This window comes from Streptomyces sp. NPDC091281 (genome assembly GCF_044757425.1).
Taxonomy (GTDB): domain Bacteria; phylum Actinomycetota; class Actinomycetes; order Streptomycetales; family Streptomycetaceae; genus Streptomyces.
In genome coordinates, this window is record NZ_JBIVUY010000016.1 from 164,807 (window position 1) to 183,517 (window position 18,711).

At 70.3% G+C, this 18,711-nt stretch carries 19 protein-coding genes; 14 read left to right on the plus strand and 5 right to left on the minus strand.

The features are described from left to right. The first annotated feature begins 56 nt into the window (after window positions 1–56). Window positions 57–752: a demethylmenaquinone methyltransferase gene (locus tag ACIQPQ_RS33740; protein WP_401311670.1), complete on the plus strand. Its 696-nt coding sequence runs from the start codon at window positions 57–59 to the stop codon at window positions 750–752. A gap of 91 nt (window positions 753–843) precedes the next feature. Here the strand turns inward: ACIQPQ_RS33740 and ACIQPQ_RS33745 are convergent, their stop codons facing one another. Both ACIQPQ_RS33745 and ACIQPQ_RS33750 read right to left on the minus strand, forming a co-directional pair. Beyond that, the gene (locus ACIQPQ_RS33745) at window positions 844–1,158 is read right to left on the minus strand and encodes a PASTA domain-containing protein (RefSeq protein WP_383776352.1); all 315 of its coding nucleotides are present in this window, start codon (window positions 1,156–1,158) and stop codon (window positions 844–846) included. Between the two features lie 176 nt (window positions 1,159–1,334). Beyond that, the gene (locus tag ACIQPQ_RS33750; RefSeq protein ID WP_401311674.1) at window positions 1,335–1,877 is read right to left on the minus strand and encodes a GNAT family N-acetyltransferase; all 543 of its coding nucleotides are present in this window, start codon (window positions 1,875–1,877) and stop codon (window positions 1,335–1,337) included. 71 nt (window positions 1,878–1,948) lie between these two features. On the opposite strand from ACIQPQ_RS33750, the gene ACIQPQ_RS33755 reads away from it, so the two are divergent. After that, window positions 1,949–3,256: a geranylgeranyl reductase family protein gene (locus tag ACIQPQ_RS33755; protein ID WP_401311677.1), complete on the plus strand. Its 1,308-nt coding sequence runs from the start codon at window positions 1,949–1,951 to the stop codon at window positions 3,254–3,256. 60 nt (window positions 3,257–3,316) lie between these two features. Here ACIQPQ_RS33755 and ACIQPQ_RS33760 read toward each other — a convergent pair whose 3' ends face one another. The 3 genes from ACIQPQ_RS33760 to ACIQPQ_RS33770 form a co-directional block, all read right to left on the minus strand. Continuing rightward, on the minus strand, window positions 3,317–3,766 hold the full coding sequence (locus ACIQPQ_RS33760) for a DNA-binding protein (protein WP_401311679.1): 450 nt from the start codon (window positions 3,764–3,766) through the stop codon (window positions 3,317–3,319). After that, the gene (locus ACIQPQ_RS33765; RefSeq protein ID WP_157863495.1) at window positions 3,760–4,002 is read right to left on the minus strand and encodes a hypothetical protein; all 243 of its coding nucleotides are present in this window, start codon (window positions 4,000–4,002) and stop codon (window positions 3,760–3,762) included. The genes ACIQPQ_RS33760 and ACIQPQ_RS33765 overlap by 7 nt, the downstream gene beginning before the upstream one ends. 249 nt (window positions 4,003–4,251) lie before the next feature. Then, the gene (locus ACIQPQ_RS33770) at window positions 4,252–5,097 is read right to left on the minus strand and encodes a C40 family peptidase (protein WP_401311682.1); all 846 of its coding nucleotides are present in this window, start codon (window positions 5,095–5,097) and stop codon (window positions 4,252–4,254) included. Window positions 5,098–5,841: 744 nt separating this feature from the next. On the opposite strand from ACIQPQ_RS33770, the gene ACIQPQ_RS33775 reads away from it, so the two are divergent. From ACIQPQ_RS33775 to nuoL, 12 genes are read left to right on the plus strand one after another with little or no spacing between them, the layout of a single operon-like run. Beyond that, entirely contained in the window at window positions 5,842–6,201 is a 360-nt protein-coding gene (locus ACIQPQ_RS33775) for an NADH-quinone oxidoreductase subunit A (protein WP_030494815.1), read from the plus strand. A gap of 13 nt (window positions 6,202–6,214) precedes the next feature. After that, window positions 6,215–6,769, plus strand: a complete 555-nt coding sequence (locus ACIQPQ_RS33780; RefSeq protein ID WP_030494814.1) for an NADH-quinone oxidoreductase subunit B family protein — start codon at window positions 6,215–6,217, stop codon at window positions 6,767–6,769. Further along, window positions 6,766–7,518, plus strand: coding sequence for an NADH-quinone oxidoreductase subunit C (locus ACIQPQ_RS33785; RefSeq protein WP_401311685.1), 753 nt, complete (start codon window positions 6,766–6,768; stop codon window positions 7,516–7,518). Before ACIQPQ_RS33780 ends, ACIQPQ_RS33785 begins: the two co-directional genes overlap by 4 nt. Next, the gene (locus tag ACIQPQ_RS33790) at window positions 7,515–8,837 is read left to right on the plus strand and encodes an NADH-quinone oxidoreductase subunit D (protein ID WP_401311688.1); all 1,323 of its coding nucleotides are present in this window, start codon (window positions 7,515–7,517) and stop codon (window positions 8,835–8,837) included. The genes ACIQPQ_RS33785 and ACIQPQ_RS33790 overlap by 4 nt, the downstream gene beginning before the upstream one ends. After that, window positions 8,834–9,766, plus strand: a complete 933-nt coding sequence (nuoE, locus tag ACIQPQ_RS33795) for an NADH-quinone oxidoreductase subunit NuoE (RefSeq protein ID WP_401311690.1) — start codon at window positions 8,834–8,836, stop codon at window positions 9,764–9,766. The genes ACIQPQ_RS33790 and nuoE overlap by 4 nt, the downstream gene beginning before the upstream one ends. Further along, entirely contained in the window at window positions 9,763–11,112 is a 1,350-nt protein-coding gene (gene nuoF / locus ACIQPQ_RS33800; protein ID WP_401311693.1) for an NADH-quinone oxidoreductase subunit NuoF, read from the plus strand. Before nuoE ends, nuoF begins: the two co-directional genes overlap by 4 nt. Further along, on the plus strand, window positions 11,109–13,643 hold the full coding sequence (locus ACIQPQ_RS33805; protein ID WP_401311696.1) for an NADH-quinone oxidoreductase subunit G: 2,535 nt from the start codon (window positions 11,109–11,111) through the stop codon (window positions 13,641–13,643). The genes nuoF and ACIQPQ_RS33805 overlap by 4 nt, the downstream gene beginning before the upstream one ends. Continuing rightward, window positions 13,640–15,010 (plus strand): NADH-quinone oxidoreductase subunit NuoH, encoded by a 1,371-nt coding sequence (gene nuoH, locus ACIQPQ_RS33810; protein WP_401311699.1) that lies wholly within the window; start codon window positions 13,640–13,642, stop codon window positions 15,008–15,010. The genes ACIQPQ_RS33805 and nuoH overlap by 4 nt, the downstream gene beginning before the upstream one ends. After that, window positions 15,003–15,644, plus strand: a complete 642-nt coding sequence (gene nuoI, locus ACIQPQ_RS33815) for an NADH-quinone oxidoreductase subunit NuoI (protein WP_401311701.1) — start codon at window positions 15,003–15,005, stop codon at window positions 15,642–15,644. Before nuoH ends, nuoI begins: the two co-directional genes overlap by 8 nt. Then, a complete protein-coding gene (locus ACIQPQ_RS33820; RefSeq protein ID WP_401311704.1) occupies window positions 15,641–16,483 on the plus strand; it encodes an NADH-quinone oxidoreductase subunit J in 843 nt (280 codons plus the stop codon). Before nuoI ends, ACIQPQ_RS33820 begins: the two co-directional genes overlap by 4 nt. Further along, window positions 16,480–16,779, plus strand: coding sequence for an NADH-quinone oxidoreductase subunit NuoK (gene nuoK, locus ACIQPQ_RS33825; protein ID WP_004927567.1), 300 nt, complete (start codon window positions 16,480–16,482; stop codon window positions 16,777–16,779). The genes ACIQPQ_RS33820 and nuoK overlap by 4 nt, the downstream gene beginning before the upstream one ends. A 15-nt stretch (window positions 16,780–16,794) precedes the next feature. Then, window positions 16,795–18,708 carry an NADH-quinone oxidoreductase subunit L gene (nuoL, locus tag ACIQPQ_RS33830; RefSeq protein ID WP_401311708.1) on the plus strand — a complete coding sequence of 638 codons (1,914 nt, stop codon included), beginning with the start codon at window positions 16,795–16,797 and terminating at the stop codon, window positions 18,706–18,708. Window positions 18,709–18,711 lie beyond the last annotated feature (3 nt).

Consider the following 18,711-nt stretch of genomic DNA (forward strand, 5'->3'; position numbering starts at 1 on the left):
CGCCGCCGCGCGGGGCGAGCTGCATCGGCTCGGGGGGCTGCTGCAAGAATGGGCGGGTGACCCGTGCCTCCCTGAACAAGCAGCCCCACGAAGTCGCCTCGATGTTCGACCACGTGGCGGAACGGTACGACCTGACCAACGACGTGCTGTCGCTCGGCCAGGACCGCCGCTGGCGCAAGGAGGTGGCGCGGGCCGTCGACGCGCGTCCCGCGCAGAAGGTCCTCGACCTCGCGGCCGGTACGGCGACCTCCTCGCTGCCCTTCGCCCGCTCCGGCGCCTACGTCGTGCCCTGCGACTTCTCCCTCGGCATGCTCCAGGTCGGCAAGCGCAACCACGGCTGGCTGCCGTTCACCGCCGGGGACGCGACGCGGCTGCCGTTCAAGGACGACACCTTCGACGCCGTGACGATCTCCTTCGGCCTGCGCAACGTCCAGGACTACGACGCGGCGCTGCGCGAGATGCACCGGGTGACCCGGCCCGGCGGACGCGTCGTGATCTGCGAGTTCTCCCACCCGACGTGGGCGCCGTTCCGCACCGTCTACACCGAGTACCTGATGCGCGCCCTGCCCCCGGTCGCCCGCGCGGTCTCCTCCAACCCGGACGCCTACGTCTACCTCGCCGAGTCCATCCGCGCCTGGCCCGACCAGCCGGCCCTCGCCGAGCACCTGCGCGAGGCGGGCTGGTCCAAGGTCGCCTGGCGCAACCTGACGGGCGGCGTCGTCACCCTGCACCGCGGCTTCAAGGCGAGCTGAGCCCTCGTACGGCCTCACGCGCCCCGGCCCGGCGACCCCCGGCCCGGTGACCCGTGTCCCCGAGGCCCCCGTCCCGTCCCGGCCCCGGGGCTCAGTGGCCGATCGCGGCGAACGGGTCGCCCGGTGAGTCCAGCTCGCGCTGCATCCCGCCCCCGCCCGGCGGCGGCAGCCGCGGCTCGCGCACGCCCGCGCCGCCCCCGCCCTCCCCGTCGGCCAGGTCGAACCAGACCGTGATCACGGCTCCGCGCGGCACTTCGACTCCGGGCGGCGGGTACTGCCGTACGACGTAGTCCACGACCGTGTGCAGGAAGTCGGGCCGGTCGGGCGCGGCCAGCAGGACGCCGTGGACCGTCGCGGTCTCGCGCGCGTCCATGGCCATCAGACCGACGAGCCGCGGCACGCGCACTTCGGGTGTTTTGGGCCGTATGAGCACAGATGTCACCCCCAGCGGTACTGGAAGGGTAACCGGCCGACCCCCCTGTCCGGAAGCCGCACCTGTCTTTCCGTGACAATCGACTACGGGGCGTCACCGAAAGGGAGTTGGCCGTTCCGCCGTCCCTTCGCCCGTGACGCTCCGGTCCGCTACAGCGCCAGGCGGTAGCAGTGGCCCTCCTGCCCGGAGACCGGCGTGGTGAAGACGTCCGCGAGCCGCATCCCCAGCCGCTGGGTCACCGCGACCGAGCGGGCGTTGCGGGAGAGGACCATCGCCACCACCTCCGGCACCCCGGCCGCGCGCACCCGCTCCAGCGTCGTCAGCGCCGCCGCCGTCGCGTACCCCTGCCCCCAGAACTCCCGGCCGAGCCGCCAGCCGATCTCGATCTCGCCCGTCGGCCCCCACTCCCGCTCCCACGGCTGGGCGCCGGTGAAGCCGATCACGCGGTCCGACGCGTCGAGCATCGTCCAGAGACAGAAGCCGCGTTCGGCGTCGTGACGGCGCTGCCGGGCGGTGAGTTCCTCGTAGTCGCACAGGTCCGCCGACCGGCCGCCGTGGAACTCCATCACCTCGGGGTGGTCGAACAGCCGGTGCCAGGCCACCGCGTCCTCGTCGGTGGGGACACGCAGCCGGACGACGGGATCGACGCGGGGGGACGGGGTCACGGGGCAGCCCTTCAGCCGGGTGATCAATTCTGCTGAATAGACTGCCCATGTCCAGTGCCGGACGGCACGCAGATTGCGAACTCTGGGGAGATCCCGCCGTGACCGTCGAGACCCAGCCCCTCGCCCAGCCCCTCTCCGACCACACGGCCGACGTGATCGTGGTCGGCGCGGGACCGGCGGGCTCCACCACCGCCTACCACCTCGCCAAGGCCGGACTCGACGTCCTCCTGCTGGAGAAGACCGAGTTCCCGCGCGAGAAGGTGTGCGGCGACGGCCTCACGCCCCGCGCGGTGAAACAGCTCGTCGCCATGGGCATCGACATCTCCGAGGAGGCGGGCTGGCTGCGCAACAAGGGGCTGCGCATCATCGGCGGCGGTGTCCGCCTCCAGCTCGACTGGCCGGATCTGGCCTCCTTCCCGGACTACGGACTCGTCCGCAAGCGCGACGACTTCGACGAGCAGCTCGCCCGCCAGGCCCAGAAGGCGGGCGCCCGCCTCCACGAGCGCTGCAACGTCGGCGCCCCCGTCGTCGACGAGCGCACCGGCCGGATCACCGGCGTCCACGCCAAGCTCGGCGAGGACAAGCGCGAAGTCACCTTCCACGCGCCGCTGGTGGTCGCCGCCGACGGCAACTCCACCCGCCTCTCCCTGGCGATGGGCCTGCACCGCCGCGAGGACCGCCCGATGGGCGTCGCCGTCCGCACGTACTTCACCAGCCCCCGCCACGAGGACGACTACCTGGAGTCCTGGCTGGAGCTGTGGGACCGCCGCGGCCCCGGCGAGGACCGGCTGCTGCCCGGCTACGGCTGGATCTTCGGCATGGGCGACGGCACCTCCAACGTCGGCCTCGGCGTCCTCAACACCTCCGACTCCTTCAAGGAGCTGGACTGGCGCGAGGTGCTCAAGGCGTGGTGCGCGTCGATGCCGGAGGACTGGGGCTACACCCCCGACAACATGACCGGCCCGATCCGCGGCGCGGCCCTGCCGATGGCGTTCAACCGCCAGCCGCACTACACCAAGGGCCTCCTCCTCGTCGGCGACGCGGGCGGCCTCGTCAACCCGTTCAACGGCGAGGGCATCGCGTACGCCATGGAGTCCGGCCAGATCGCCGCCGACGTCATCGTCCAGGCCCACGCCCGCGCCACCCCCGCGCAGCGCGAGACGGCCCTCCAGGGCTACCCGCGCGTCCTCAAGGACACCTACGGCGGCTACTACACGCTGGGCCGCGCCTTCGTGAAGCTGATCGGCAACCCGCGCGTCATGAAGGTCGCCACCCAGCGCGGCCTGACCCACCCCGTCCTGATGAAGTTCACGCTGAAGATGCTCGCCAACCTCACCGACCCGCACGGCGGCGACGCGATGGACCGCATCATCAACGGCCTGAGCAAGGTGGCTCCCCGAGCTTGACGATTCAATGCCGGGCCGTTCGTCGGACAGTCGAGCGGCTCGGCTCGCGGTGTTCGGCCGTCACACGTTGACGATCTTCACTTTCGGTGAGCCGGGAAGCTCCTCGGCGGCCTTGCACAGTGCGGGGATGTGCGACTTGTCAGAAGTGACGAGTAGGACCGGGGGAGTGCAGAGTGCTGCCGTGGCGACCACGAGGGCGTCCACGAGGCATTCGTGTCCGTCGAGTCCTGAGATGTCGAGCAGCTTCGCCGCGGCGTCGGTCACCGCGTCGTTGACCGGTTTCACATCGAACCGGGACAGCAGGAAGTGGAGCCGCTTGGCGGCTTCCCCGGTGCGGCGCACTTCCAAGGGCGTCAGGGCGGACAGCGCCACGCGTCGGCCGCTCTGCTGGGCGACCTCGATGCGCGCACGCATCCCTTCATCGCCGTCGACGTGCAGGGAAAGCCCTTGGGCGTCCAGGACGAGCGTGCCCTCGCTCTTCGCCTTGATCTTGAGCCGCTTGCTTACCACTCCTCCTCCGCCTGACGCCGCGCTTCGGCGGAGACGGGGCCGAACGCCTTGCGGTCGGCGGTCACGACCTCACGGAGCTTCTGCGCGGCGAGCCATTCCTCCAGGGCTTCGGCCACGACGGAGGAGAACCCGCTCTTGCCGGCGCGTTCTTCGACTTCCTTGATCAACGACTGGGCGAGCGACACGGATCTTTTACCGGCTCGCTCGACGGCCTGGGGTGCCACGTGACTGCTCATATCTAAAACGTACCACCGGCGGTAGGAAATTTCTTGTCCGGTGGTTACCCCAGTGGAACCAAGGTGGCCCCGAAGGCCTGACGGCCCGCCGCCCGGACGGCTCCCGCGCGCGCCGAAGGGCCGCTGCCCCCGAGCGGCAGCGGCCCTTCCGCGTGTTGCTGTTCAGCTGTTCAGCCGTCCCACGGGCCGCTCAGCGGCCGGTAGTCGGGGTTCCCGCGTCTGCGACCGCGGGTTCCCGCGTCCCGCGTCTCAGAGGACGCGCACCGCTCCCGAGGCCGGGTAGCCGGAGAGGTCCTGGATGACGACGCCCTTGGAGGGGTTCGCGGCGTCCAGGTACTGGCCGTCGCCGATGTAGACGCCGACGTGGTACGCCGAGCCCTTGCCGCCCCAGTACAGGATGTCCCCGACCTGGATGTTGGAGAGGGAGACGTCGGTGCCGGCCATCGACTGGTCCTGCGAGACCCGCGGCAGGTCCACACCCACCTGCCGGAACGCGGCCTGCACGAGGCTGGAGCAGTCCCACGCGTTGGGGCCGGTGGCGCCCATCACGTAGGCGTCGCCGAGCTGCGCCCTGAGGAACGAGATGACGGTGCCGACGCTGCCGCTGGCGGGCGCGGAGACCGTGTCCGACGAGGACGTGGAGGCCGACGAGGCGGTCGAGAGGTTCGCGCGCTCCGTGGAGCGGGACACGGCGGCCTCGGCGGCGGCCCGGCGGGCCTCCTCGGCGGCCTTCTTCTTCGCCGCGACCTTCTTCGCCTCGGCGAGGTCCTTCTTGGCCTCCTTGGCGGCGGCCGCGGCGGCGGCGTCGCGCTCGGCGGCGAGCTGGTAGTTCGCGGCCGCCTGCTGGGTGGCGTTCGCGGACTGCGCGACCTGGGCGGCCACGTCACCGGTGAGCACGGGCAGTTCGAGCGTCTGCGTCACCGGCTCGGCGGCGTTGGCCGATCCGGCCGCGGTGGCCACGGCCAGCGAGCCGAGTACACCACTGGCGACTCCGGCCCGCATCGCGATCGTGGACGCGCTGCGGCGGGGTTTCCGGTGGCTGCGTATGAGAGCGGTGTGGGACATGGGTACTAGCGGTATCAGGGGCTCCTCCATACCTACAAGAAACGTGGGCTGCGCCACAATTGTTCAACGGCGACCCCGAACACCCGCCGTGTCGCCCTTTATTGACGCCGTAACGGACATTGCGGACGTCGACGATCATGCCTGTGATCATGGGCTTTCGTCGTTACGCCCGGTTTGCCCCGTGCCTACCATCGGTGAAGACCGTTGGCCAAGCCCGGTTCTCAGCCGCCTCTCATGATGTGGCGCAGGTCACGGAACGGTTAACGGAACCCCCGCGTCCGGAGCGCGCGCCCGGCGGGAGTGGATCACCGCCCCCGCTCGTGAACGCGTGCACGCGTCCACATCGGCTTCCGGAACTCCCTCTGATGTGTGAACGCGTCCTCTATCAGGGGCCCCCGTCCAGCGCCAATTTGCATGCAGCGGAACTCTCTTGATATGGAGACGCCCCTCCTGGCCTGCGGTGACGAGCATAAATGTCACTTCTTGTGATCACTCTGACGCTTCGCGTATGAAGATCACTGCTGATATGACTTCATGATCGTTCGTCAGGTGGTGGAGATCACAAAGCTTGTGCAATACCCCGTGTCGCAGATCACAGAGCGGCAGGCATAGGATGCGAGGCAGTTGGGCTTGTGACCTGCTTCACATGTTCTCGATCTTCGTCGGTACAGGCGGTGTTCGGGGGGTGCGTGGGGCGGGTGGGACCAGTGATCCGAACTGGTCGGGCCCTTGCCATCGCCAGCAGTCAGTGCCGACTGAGAGGAGCGAGGAGCGGTGAACGCGTATGCGCCCATCCTCGTACTGGGAGCCCTCGGGGCAGGCTTTGCGATCTTCTCCGTGGTCATGGCCACGCTGATCGGTCCGAAGCGGTACAACCGCGCCAAGCTCGAAGCCTACGAGTGCGGAATCGAGCCGACCCCCACGCCGGCCGGCGGCGGGCGCTTCCCCATCAAGTACTACCTGACGGCGATGCTCTTCATCGTCTTCGACATCGAGATCGTCTTCCTCTACCCCTGGGCCGTCACCTTCGACGCCCTGGGGCTTTTCGGGCTCGTGGAGATGCTGCTCTTCGTGCTCACCGTCTTCGTCGCCTACGCGTACGTGTGGCGGCGCGGCGGCCTGGAATGGGACTGAGGGGCCTTTAGTCATGGGACTCGAAGAAAAGCTGCCGAGCGGCTTCCTTCTGACCACCGTCGAGCAGGCCGCGGGATGGGTGCGCAAGGCGTCCGTCTTCCCCGCCACGTTCGGCCTCGCCTGCTGCGCCATCGAGATGATGACCACGGGCGCCGGCCGGTACGACCTGGCCCGCTTCGGCATGGAGGTCTTCCGCGGTTCGCCCCGCCAGGCGGACCTGATGATCGTCGCGGGCCGGGTCAGCCAGAAGATGGCGCCGGTGCTGCGGCAGGTCTACGACCAGATGCCGAACCCGAAGTGGGTGATCTCCATGGGGGTCTGCGCCTCCTCGGGCGGCATGTTCAACAACTACGCGATCGTCCAGGGCGTCGACCACATCGTCCCCGTCGACATCTACCTCCCGGGCTGTCCGCCGCGCCCCGAGATGCTGATGGACGCGATCCTCAAGCTCCACCAGAAGATCCAGGGCTCCAAGCTGGGCGTGAACGCCGAGGAGGCGGCCCGCGAGGCGGAGGAGGCGGCGCTCAAGGCCCTGCCCACGATCGAGATGAAGGGGCTGCTGCGGTGAGCGACGCAGGCGGCGCCACCGGCGCCGGAGACACCAACCCGGAGAAGGACCTCTCCGCCTCCAACCTCCCCGGCCAGCGCGGCCAGGGCGGTGAGGAGATCCGGGTCCAGCGCGGCATGTTCGGCGCCGACAAGGGCGGCGACACCTCGGGCTACGGCGGCCTGGTCCGCTCGATCCGGCTGCCCGGCGCGAGCGCCCGCCCCTACGGCGGCTGGTTCGACGAGGTCGCCGACGAACTGGAGGGCGCCCTGGAGGAACAGGGCCTGCTGCCGGAGAACGCCGTGGAGAAGACGGTCGTCGACCGCGGCGAACTCACCTTCCACATCGAGCGCGAGCACCTGGTCCGCGTCGCCCGCACCCTGCGCGACGATCCGGCCCTGCGGTTCGAACTCTGCACCGGCGTCAGCGGCGTCCACTACCCGCACGACAAGGGCCGCGAACTGCACGCCGTCTACCACCTGCGCTCGATCACCCACAACCGGCTGATCCGGCTGGAGGTCAGCGCCCCCGACGCCGACCCGCACGTCCCGTCCCTGGTGCCGGTCTACCCGACCAACGACTGGCACGAGCGTGAGACCTACGACTTCTTCGGCATCGTCTTCGACGGCCACCCGGCGCTGACGCGGATCATGATGCCGGACGACTGGCCGGGTCACCCGCAGCGCAAGGACTACCCCCTCGGCGGCATCGCCGTCGAGTACAAGGGCGCCCAGATCCCGGCTCCGGACCAGCGGAGGTCGTACTCGTGAGCACGCAGTCAGCATCGGCACGCGAGACCACCGAGGGAACCGTCTACACGGTCACCGGTGGCGACTGGGACGAGGTCGTCCAGTCCGCGGCCCGCGCCGACGACGAGCGCATCGTCGTCAACATGGGGCCCCAGCACCCGTCCACCCACGGAGTGCTCCGGCTCATCCTGGAGATCGACGGCGAGACGGTCACCGAGGCCCGCTGCGGCATCGGCTACCTGCACACCGGCATCGAGAAGAACCTCGAGTTCCGTACGTGGACGCAGGGCACCACGTTCGTGACGCGCATGGACTACCTCACGTCCTTCTTCAACGAGACCGCCTACTGCCTCGCCGTCGAGAAGCTCCTCGGCATCGAGGACCAGATCACCGAGCGCGCCAAGATCATCCGGGTGCTCCTGATGGAGCTGAACCGCCTCTCCTCCCACCTGGTGTGCATCGCCACCGGCGGCATGGAGCTGGGCGCCACCACGATCATGATCTACGGCTTCCGCGACCGGGAGATGATCCTCGACATCTACGAGCTGATCACCGGCCTGCGGATGAACCACGCCTACATCCGCCCCGGCGGACTCGCCCAGGACCTGCCGCCCGGCGCGGTCGACCAGATCCGCGAGTTCGTCAAGAAGATGCGCAAGAACCTCCCCGAGTACGACAAGCTCGCCACCGGGAACCCCATCTTCAAGGCCCGTATGCAGGACGTCGGTTACCTTGACCTGGCCGGCTGCATGGCCCTCGGCGCCACCGGCCCGATCCTGCGCTCCACCGGCCTCCCGCACGACCTGCGCAAGTCGCAGCCCTACTCCGGCTACGAGACGTACGACTTCGACGTCCCCACCGCCGACTCCTGCGACTCCTACGGCCGCTTCCTGATCCGGCTGGAGGAGATGCGCCAGTCGCTGCGGATCGTCGAGCAGTGCCTGGACCGGCTGGAGCCCGGCCCGGTCATGGTCGGCGACAAGAAGATCGCCTGGCCCGCCCAGCTCGCTCTCGGCCCCGACGGCCTCGGCAACTCCCTTGACCACATCAAGAAGATCATGGGCACCTCCATGGAGGCCCTGATCCACCACTTCAAGCTGGTCACCGAGGGCTTCCGCGTCCCCGCGGGACAGGCCTACGCGGCCGTCGAGTCCCCCAAGGGCGAACTCGGGGTGCACGCCGTGTCCGACGGCGGCACCCGCCCCTTCCGGGTCCACTTCCGCGACCCGTCCTTCACCAACCTCCAGGCCATGGCGGCGATGTGCGAAGGCGGCCAGGTCGCCGACGTCATCGTCGCCGTGGCCTCGATCGACCCCGTGATGGGAGGCGTCGACCGGTGACCACCTCTTCCTCGGAGCGAGGCGTCAGCCTGGGCATGCCCGAGCTGCCCGCGCCCGGCTACCCGGACGACGTCCGGGACCGGCTGGAGCGCGACGCGCGCGAGATCATCGCCCGCTACCCCGACTCCCGGTCCGCCCTCCTGCCCCTGCTGCACCTCGTGCAGTCGGAGGAGGGCCACGTCACCCGCACCGGCATGCGGTTCTGCGCCGACGTCCTCGACCTCACCACCGCCGAGGTCACCGCCGTCGCCACCTTCTACAGCATGTACCGGCGGCGGCCCAGCGGCGACTACCAGGTCGGCGTCTGCACCAACACCCTCTGCGCCGTCATGGGCGGCGACGCGATCTTCGAGGAGCTCCAGGAGTACCTCGGTGTCGGCAACGGCGAGACCACCGCCGACGGCAAGGTCACGCTGGAGCACATCGAGTGCAACGCCGCCTGCGACTTCGCGCCGGTCGTGATGGTCAACTGGGAGTTCTTCGACAACCAGACCGTGCAGAGCGCGAAGCGCCTGGTGGACGACCTGCGCGACGGCCGGACCGTGTCGCCCACGCGCGGGGCGCCGCTGTGCACCTTCAAGGAGACCGCCCGCATCCTCGCCGGGTTCCCGGACGAGCGCGAGGGCGCCGTCGAGGCGAGCGGCGGCGCGGGCCCGGCCTCCCTGGTGGGCCTGCGTCTGGCCCGCGGCGAGGCGACACCCGCCCGCGTCGTCCACCCGCGCGACGCGGGCCCGACCGGCACCGGCCCGAGCGCCACCGGACAGCGCGACGCCGGACCCCGCGGCACCGGCGCGCGCGACACCGCCGACGGCCGGGACGTGCACGAGCCGTCGCCCACCGAGCACCTCAGTTCGCACGACGCGCCGCAGGACACATCGGCCTCCGACCCCGCCCACCCGGCGGGGCCCGCAGCCGAGGAGGGGGAGTGATGACCTTGGCACCCGAGCTGAAAGGCAGCAGCCCCGAGAAGCTGCTCGCACCCGTGCTGTCGGCCTTCTGGGACGAGGACAGGTCCTGGAGCCTGGACGTCTACCGCCGCCACGAGGGATACGAGGGCCTGCGCAAGGCCCTCGCCATGTCGCCCGACGACCTGATCGCCTACGTCAAGGACTCCGGCCTGCGCGGGCGGGGCGGGGCGGGCTTCCCGACCGGCATGAAGTGGCAGTTCATCCCGCAGGGCGACGGCAAGCCGCACTATCTTGTTGTCAACGCCGACGAGTCGGAGCCGGGGACCTGCAAGGACATCCCGCTCCTCTTCGCGAACCCGCACAGCCTCATCGAGGGCATCGTGATCGCCTGCTACGCCATCCGGTCGTCGCACGCCTTCATCTACCTGCGGGGTGAAGTCGTCCCCGTCCTGCGGCGGTTGCACGAGGCCGTGCGCGAGGCCTATGCGGCGGGCTTCCTCGGCGAGAACATCCTCGGCAGCGGACTCGACCTCGAACTCACCGTGCACGCGGGGGCGGGCGCGTACATCTGCGGCGAGGAGACCGCGCTGCTGGACTCGCTCGAAGGCCGCCGGGGTCAACCGCGGCTGCGTCCTCCCTTCCCTGCCGTCGCGGGCCTCTACGCGTGCCCGACCGTAGTGAACAACGTCGAGTCCATCGCGTCGGTTCCCGCGATCCTGAACCAGGGCAAGGAGTGGTTCCGCTCGATGGGCAGCGAGAAGTCCCCGGGCTTCACGCTCTACTCCCTCAGCGGCCACGTCGCGAGCCCCGGCCAGTACGAGGCCCCCCTCGGCATCACCCTCCGCCAGCTCCTGGAGATGAGCGGCGGCATGCGGCCGGGACACCGCCTCAAGTTCTGGACCCCGGGCGGCTCCTCGACCCCGATGTTCACCGACGAGCACCTCGACGTCCCCCTCGACTACGAAGGGGTCGGCGCCGCCGGTTCCATGCTCGGCACCAAGGCGCTCCAGTGCTTCGACGAGACGACCTGCGTGGTGCGGGCCGTCACCCGCTGGACCGAGTTCTACGCCCACGAGTCCTGCGGCAAGTGCACCCCCTGCCGCGAAGGCACCTACTGGCTGGTGCAGTTGCTGCGCGACATCGAGGCGGGCAAGGGCGTCCTGTCCGACCTCGACAAGCTCAACGACATCGCCGACAACATCAACGGCAAGTCCTTCTGCGCCCTCGGCGACGGCGCCGCCTCGCCGATCTTCTCCTCGCTCAAGTACTTCCGCGAGGAGTACGAGCAGCACATCACGGGCCGAGGCTGCCCCTTCGACCCGGCCAGGTCGACGGCCTGGGCCGACCGTACGGAGGTGAACGCATGACGGTGACCACCAGCGCTCCCTCCGGGGGCGGAGAGGCGGCCCTCCCGCCGGAGGACCTCGTCTCGCTGACCATCGACGGCGCCGAGATCAGCGTGCCCAAGGGCACCCTGGTCATCCGGGCCGCCGAACAACTCGGCATCGAGATCCCCCGCTTCTGCGACCACCCGCTCCTCGACCCGGCCGGCGCCTGCCGCCAGTGCATCGTCGAGGTCGAGGGCCAGCGCAAGCCGATGGCGTCCTGCACGATCACGTGCACCGACGGCATGGTGGTCAAGACGCAGCTCAGCTCGCCCGTCGCCGAGAAGGCGCAGCACGGCGTGATGGAGCTGCTGCTCATCAACCACCCGCTGGACTGTCCGGTCTGCGACAAGGGCGGCGAGTGCCCGCTGCAGAACCAGGCCATGTCGCACGGCCAGGCCGAGTCCCGCTTCGAGGGCCGCAAGCGGACCTACGAGAAGCCCGTCCCGATCTCCACCCAGGTCCTCCTGGACCGCGAGCGCTGCGTGCTGTGCGCGCGCTGCACGCGGTTCTCCAACCAGGTGGCGGGCGACCCGATGATCGAGCTGGTCGAGCGCGGCGCGCTCCAGCAGGTCGGCACCGGCGAGGGCGACCCCTTCCAGTCGTACTTCTCCGGCAACACCATCCAGATCTGCCCGGTCGGCGCGCTCACCTCGGCCGCCTACCGGTTCCGCTCCCGCCCGTTCGACCTGATCTCCTCGCCGTCGGTGTGCGAGCACTGCGCGGGCGGCTGCGCCACCCGTACCGACCACCGGCGCGGCAAGGTCATGCGGCGCCTGGCGGCGGAGGAGCCCGAGGTCAACGAGGAGTGGATCTGCGACAAGGGGCGCTTCGCGTTCCGCTACGCGCAGTCCCGCACCCGCCTGGACACGCCCCTGGTGCGCAACGCGGAGGGCGAGCTGGAACCGGCCTCCTGGCCGGAGGCGCTGCAGATCGCCGCGCAGGGCCTGCTCGCCTCGCGCGGGCGGACCGGCGTGCTGACCGGCGGGCGGCTCACCGTCGAGGACGCCTACGCGTACAGCAAGTTCGCGCGCGTGGCCCTCGACACCAACGACATCGACTTCCGCGCGCGCGTGCACAGCGGCGAGGAGGCCGACTTCCTGGCCGCCCGCGTCGCCGGGCGCGGCCGGGACCTCGACGGCACGGGCGTCACGTACACCCTGCTGGAGAAGGCGCCCGCCGTGCTGCTCGCCGGGTTCGAGTCCGAGGAGGAGGCACCTGGCGTCTTCCTGCGGCTGCGCAAGGCCTGGCGCAAGCACGGCCAGCGGGTGTTCGCCCTGGCGACGCACAGCACGCGCGGCCTGGAGAAGGCAGGCGGCACGCTGCTGCCGGCCGCGCCGGGCACCGAGACCGAGTGGCTGGACGCGCTGTCCGGCGGCACCGCCCTGGAGGACCCGGCGGGCGCCCGTGCCGCCGAGGCGCTGCGCGCCGAGGGCGCCGTCATCGTCGTGGGTGAGCGCCTCGCGGCCGTCGCCGGGGGCCTCACCGCCGCCGTACGCGCCGCGAACGCCACCGGGGCCCGCCTGGTGTGGATTCCGCGCCGGGCCGGGGAGCGGGGCGCCATCGAGGCGGGTGCGCTGCCGTCGCTGCTGCCGGGCGGCCGTCCCGCGACCGACCCGCGCGCGCGGGAGGAGGTCGCGGCCGCCTGGGGCGTCGCCGAACTCCCGCACCGCTACGGCCGGGACACCGGGCAGATCGTCGAGGCCGCCGCGGGCGGGGAGCTGCAGGCGCTGCTCGTCGCCGGGGTGGAGATCGCCGACCTGCCCGATCCGGCGCGCGCGCGTGAGGCGCTTGCCGAGGCCGGGTTCGTGGTGTCGCTGGAGCTGCTGCCCAGCGAGGTCACCGACCACGCCGACGTCGTCCTGCCGGTCGCCGCGGTCGCCGAGAAGGCGGGCGCGTTCCTCAACTGGGAGGGCAGGGTGCGGTTCTTCGAGGCCGCTCTCAAGCCCGACCAGATGACCCGCCGTCTCGCCCCGTCCGACGCGCGCGTGCTCCAGATGCTCGCGGACGCCATGGACGTCCACCTGGGCCTGCCGGACCTGCGCACCGCGCGCGCCGAACTCGACCGGCTCGGCGCCTGGACGGGCGCCCGCGCCGACGAGCCGCACGAGTCCGCGGGCGTGCTGCCGCGGCCCGCCGCCGGGGAGGCCGTCCTCGCCGGGCACCGGCTGCTGCTCGACCAGGGGCTGCTCCAGCGCGGCGACGAGGCGCTCGCCGGGACCCGGCACGCCGCGCACGCGCGCGTGTCCGCCGCGACGGCCGCCGAGGCGGGCGTCAAGGACGGCGACCTGCTCGCCGTGACCGGCACCGGTGTCACCGGTGTCACCGGTGTCACCGGCGGCACCGTGGAACTCCCGCTGCTGGTCACCGAGATGCCCGACCGGGTGGTGTGGCTGCCGCTCAACTCCACGGGCGGCGGCGTGGCCTCCGACACCGGGGCCCGCCCCGGTTCCCTCGTCCGCATCGGCCCGGCGGCCTCCGCCGCCGAGGCCCCCCAGGAGGTGGAGGCATGAGCAGCTTGTACCTCGCCGCGGAAGACCTCTCGCTGTTCGGCCGCGACCCCTGGTGGCTCGTCGTCGTCAAGGCGGTGTTCTGCTTCGCGTTCCTGATGGTGACCGTGCTGTTCTCCATCGTGTGGGAGCGCAAGGTCGTCGCCTGGATGCAGCTGCGGGTCGGCCCCAACCGGCACGGCCCCTGGGGCATGCTCCAGTCGCTCGCCGACGGCGTGAAGCTGATGCTGAAGGAAGACCTGATCGTCAAGCGCGCCGACACCGCGGTGTACGTGCTGGCGCCGATCGTGGCGGCCATCCCGGCGTTCATGGCGATCGCGGTGATCCCCTTCGGCCCGGCCGGCAACGAGGTCTCGATCTTCGGCCAGCGCACCACGATGCAGCTCACCGACCTGCCGATCGCGATGCTGTACATCCTGGCGGTCGCCTCGGTCGGCATCTACGGCATCGTCCTGGCGGGCTGGAGCAGCGGCTCCACGTATCCGCTCCTGGGCGGCCTGCGCTCCTGCGCGCAGATGATCTCGTACGAGATCGCCATGGGCGCCGCGTTCGCCTCGGTGTTCCTCTACTCGGGTTCCATGTCGACCTCGACCATCGTCGAGCAGCAGCAGGACCGCTGGTACATCATCCTGCTGCCGGTGTCATTCCTGCTGTACATCGTCACGATGATCGGCGAGACCAACCGCGCCCCGTTCGACATGCCGGAGTCCGAGGGCGACCTGGTGGGCGGCTTCAACACCGAGTACTCGTCGATCAAGTTCGCGCTGTTCATGCTCGCCGAGTACGTCAACATGGTGACCGTCTCGGCGGTGGCGACGACCCTCTTCCTCGGCGGCTGGCGGGCCCCCTGGCCGGTCAGCACCTTCTGGGAGGGCGCCAACCACGGCTGGTGGCCGATGCTCTGGTTCACCGTCAAGGTGCAGTTGCTGCTGTTCTTCTTCATCTGGCTGCGCGGCACCCTGCCCCGCGTCCGCTACGACCAGCTGATGAAGCTCGGCTGGAAGGTCCTCATCCCGGTGTCGGTGACCTGGCTGATGCTGGTCGCCACCGTGCGGACCCTGCGCAACGAGAACTACGACTTCGCCGACATCGCCCTCTACGTCGGCGGCGGCGTCCTGGTCCTGCTGCTCCTCTCGTTCGTCGTGGACATGTTCCGCGACCGCGGCAAGGAGGCGGCGGCACCGCCTCCGACGGAGGCACCCGGCTTCGACCCGATGGCGGGCGGGTTCCCCGTACCCCCGCTGCCCGGACAGGAGCTGCCCCCGGTGCCCAGGCGCCGCCCGCGCCGTGAGCGGGAGCTGATTGTCAGTGGCGGGTCCGACACTGTGAGTGACGGATCGCAGGATGGAAAGGAGGCGTCCGATGGCTGAGGAACCGAAGGAGACCACCCCCGGTTTCCAGAACCCCGTCGCCGGCTTCGGCGTGACCTTCAAGGCCATGTTCAAGAAGCGGCTGACCGAGCAGTACCCCGAGCAGCAGAAGACCACGGCCCCGCGGTTCCACGGACGGCACCAGCTCAACCGCCATCCGGACGGCCTGGAGAAGTGCGTCGGCTGCGAACTGTGCGCCTGGGCCTGCCCCGCCGACGCGATCTACGTCGAGGGCGCCGACAACACCGACGAGGAGCGCTACTCGCCCGGCGAGCGGTACGGCCGGGTGTACCAGATCAACTACGCCCGCTGCATCCTGTGCGGCCTGTGCATCGAGGCGTGCCCCACGCGCGCGCTGACGATGACCAACGAGTTCGAACTCGCCGACAGCAGCCGCGCCAACCTGATCTACACCAAGGAGCAGCTGCTCGCCGGTCTCGACGACGGCATGGTCGACTCGCCGCACGCGATCTACCCCGGCACCGACGAGGGCGACTACTACCGCGGCCTGGTGACCGAGGCGGCGCCCGGCACCGAGCGGCAGGTGGCCCTCTCCAAGGGCGAGGTCCCGCAGGAGGCCGAGTCGACCTTCGGCGCGGACGAGCCGGCCTCCGGTGAGGTGATCGGCCGATGACCGCGCAGCTCGCCGCCTACTCCACCTCGACCGGCGAGGCCTTCCAGTTCTGGATCCTCGGCACCGTCGCGGTGATCGGCGCCCTGTGCACCGTCCTCATGAGGAAGGCCGTGCACAGCGCGCTGTGCCTCGCCGGAACCATGATCGTTCTGGCGGTGTTCTACCTCGCCAACGGCGCCTACTTCCTGGGCATCGTGCAGATCGTCGTCTACACCGGCGCGATCATGATGCTGTTCCTCTTCGTGGTGATGCTCGTCGGCGTGACCGCCGCGGACTCCCTGACGGAGACCATCAAGGGCCAGCGCTGGCTGGCCCTGGTCTGCGGCCTCGGCTTCGGCGTCCTCCTCCTCGGCGGCATCGGCAACGCCTCGCTGTCGCAGTTCGACGGCCTCGCCGCGGCCAACGCGGGCGGCAACGTCGAGGGACTCGCCGCCCTCATCTTCACCAAGTACGTCTTCGCGTTCGAGATCACCGGCGCCCTCCTCATCACGGCGGCCGTCGGCGCGATGGTCCTCACCCACCGCGAGCGCACCGAACGCGCCAAGACCCAGCGCGAACTGGCCGAGGAGCGCGTGCGCGAGGGCAAGCACCTCCCGCCGCTGCCCGCCCCCGGCGTCTACGCCCGGCACAACGCCGTGGACGTCGCCGGACTGCTCCCCGACGGCACCCCGTCGGAGCTGACGGTCAGCAAGACGCTCCGCGACCGCGGCCAGATCCGTGACGTGTCCGCCGAGGCGATCAGCGACCTCAGGGCGCTGGAGCAGCGCGCCGAGGACCGCCTGGAGCGCACCGACAGCGAACCGCCCGCCTTCAAGCGCACCGAGGAGGCGTCGAAGTGAACCCGGTCAACTACCTGTACCTGGCGGCCCTGCTGTTCACCATCGGCGCGACGGGCGTGCTGATCCGGCGCAACGCGATCGTGGTGTTCATGTGCGTCGAGCTGATGCTCAACGCCTGCAACCTCGCCTTCGTCGCCTTCTCCCGGATGCACGGCAATCTCGACGGCCAGATCATCGCGTTCTTCACGATGGTCGTCGCCGCCGCGGAGGTCGTGGTGGGCCTCGCGATCATCGTGTCGCTGTTCCGGTCCCGCCACTCGGCCTCGGTCGACGACGCCAGCCTGATGAAGCTGTAAGGGGTCGGAAGAATCGTGGAGAACCTGATCGCGCTGCTCATCGCGGCGCCCCTGCTCGGAGCGGCCGTCCTCCTGGTCGGCGGCCGTCGGCTCGACGCCGTCGGCCACTGGATCGGCACCGCCCTCGCGGCCGTGTCGTTCGTCATCGGCCTCGTCCTCTTCGCCGACCTGCTCGGCCGCGGCGCGGAGGACCGCACCCTCACCCAGCACCTGTTCAGCTGGATCCCCGTCGAGGGCTTCCAGGCCGACGTGGCCTTCCGCGTCGACCAGCTGTCCATGACGTTCGTCCTGCTGATCACGGGCGTCGGCTCGCTCATCCACCTGTACTCGATCGGGTACATGGAGCACGACGAGCGCCGCCGCCGCTTCTTCGGCTACCTGAACCTGTTCCTCGCGGCGATGCTGCTGCTCGTCCTCGCGGACAACTACCTCCTGCTGTACGTCGGCTGGGAGGGCGTCGGTCTGGCGTCCTACCTGCTGATCGGCTTCTGGCAGCACAAGCCCAGCGCGGCCACCGCCGCGAAGAAGGCCTTCCTCGTCAACCGCGTCGGTGACGTGGGCCTGTCGATCGCGATCATGCTGATGTTCACCACCTTCGGCACCTTCGCCTTCGGCCCGCTGCTCGGCACCCTCGACGAGCCCGGCCTCGCCGGGGAAGCGGGCGAGGGCCAGCTCACCGCGATCGCGCTGATGCTGCTCCTGGCGGCCTGTGGCAAGTCCGCGCAGGTCCCGCTCCAGTCCTGGCTCGGGGACGCGATGGAGGGCCCGACCCCGGTCTCGGCCCTCATCCACGCGGCCACCATGGTCACCGCGGGTGTCTACCTGATCGTCCGCTCGGCCGCGATCTTCAACGGCGCGCCCGACGCCCAGCTCGTCGTCACGATCGTCGGCGCCGTCACGCTCCTCTTCGGTGCGATCGTCGGTTGCGCGAAGGACGACATCAAGAAGGCGCTCGCCGGGTCCACCATGTCGCAGATCGGCTACATGGTCCTGGCCGCGGGCCTCGGCCCCATCGGCTACGTCTTCGCGATCATGCACCTCGTCACGCACGGCTTCTTCAAGGCGGGCCTCTTCCTCGGCGCCGGCTCGGTGATGCACGGCATGAACGACGAGGTCGACATGCGCAAGTACGGCGGTCTGCGCAGGTACATGCCGATCACCTTCGTCACCTTCGGCCTCGGCTACCTGGCGATCATCGGCTTCCCCGGCCTGTCCGGCTTCTTCTCCAAGGACAAGATCATCGAGGCGGCGTTCGCCAAGGGCGGCACCGAGGGCTGGATCCTCGGCGGCTGCGCCCTGCTCGGCGCGGCCATCACCGCGTACTACATGACGCGCGTGATGCTCATGACGTTCTTCGGCGAGAAGCGCTGGCAGCCCGACGCCGAGGGCCACGAGCCGCACCCGCACGAGTCCCCGAGGTCGATGACGATCCCGATGATCGTGCTGGCCTTCGGCTCGGTCTTCGCGGGCGGCCTGTTCAGCGTCGGCGACCGCTTCCTGCACTGGCTGGAGCCGATCACCGGCCACGACCACGGCCACGCCCCGGTCAGCGCCCTCACGGTCACCCTCGCCACCATGGTCGTCCTGGTGATCGGCGTCGCCGTGGCCTGGGCGCAGTACGGCCGCCGTCCGGTCCCGGTCGTCGCCCCGCGCGGTTCGCTGCTCACCCGGGCCGCCCGCCGCGACCTCTACCAGGACGACTTCAACCACGTGGTCCTGGTCCGCGGCGGCGAGCACCTCACCCGGTCCCTGGTCTACGTCGACCACACCCTGGTCGACGGCGTCGTCAACGGCACGGCGGCCTCGGTCGGCGGGCTCTCCGGACGGCTGCGCAAGCTCCAGAACGGGTTCGCGCGCTCGTACGCGGTCTCGATGTTCGGCGGTGCTGCGGTCCTCATCGCCGCCACCCTGCTGATGAGGGCGGTCTGATAC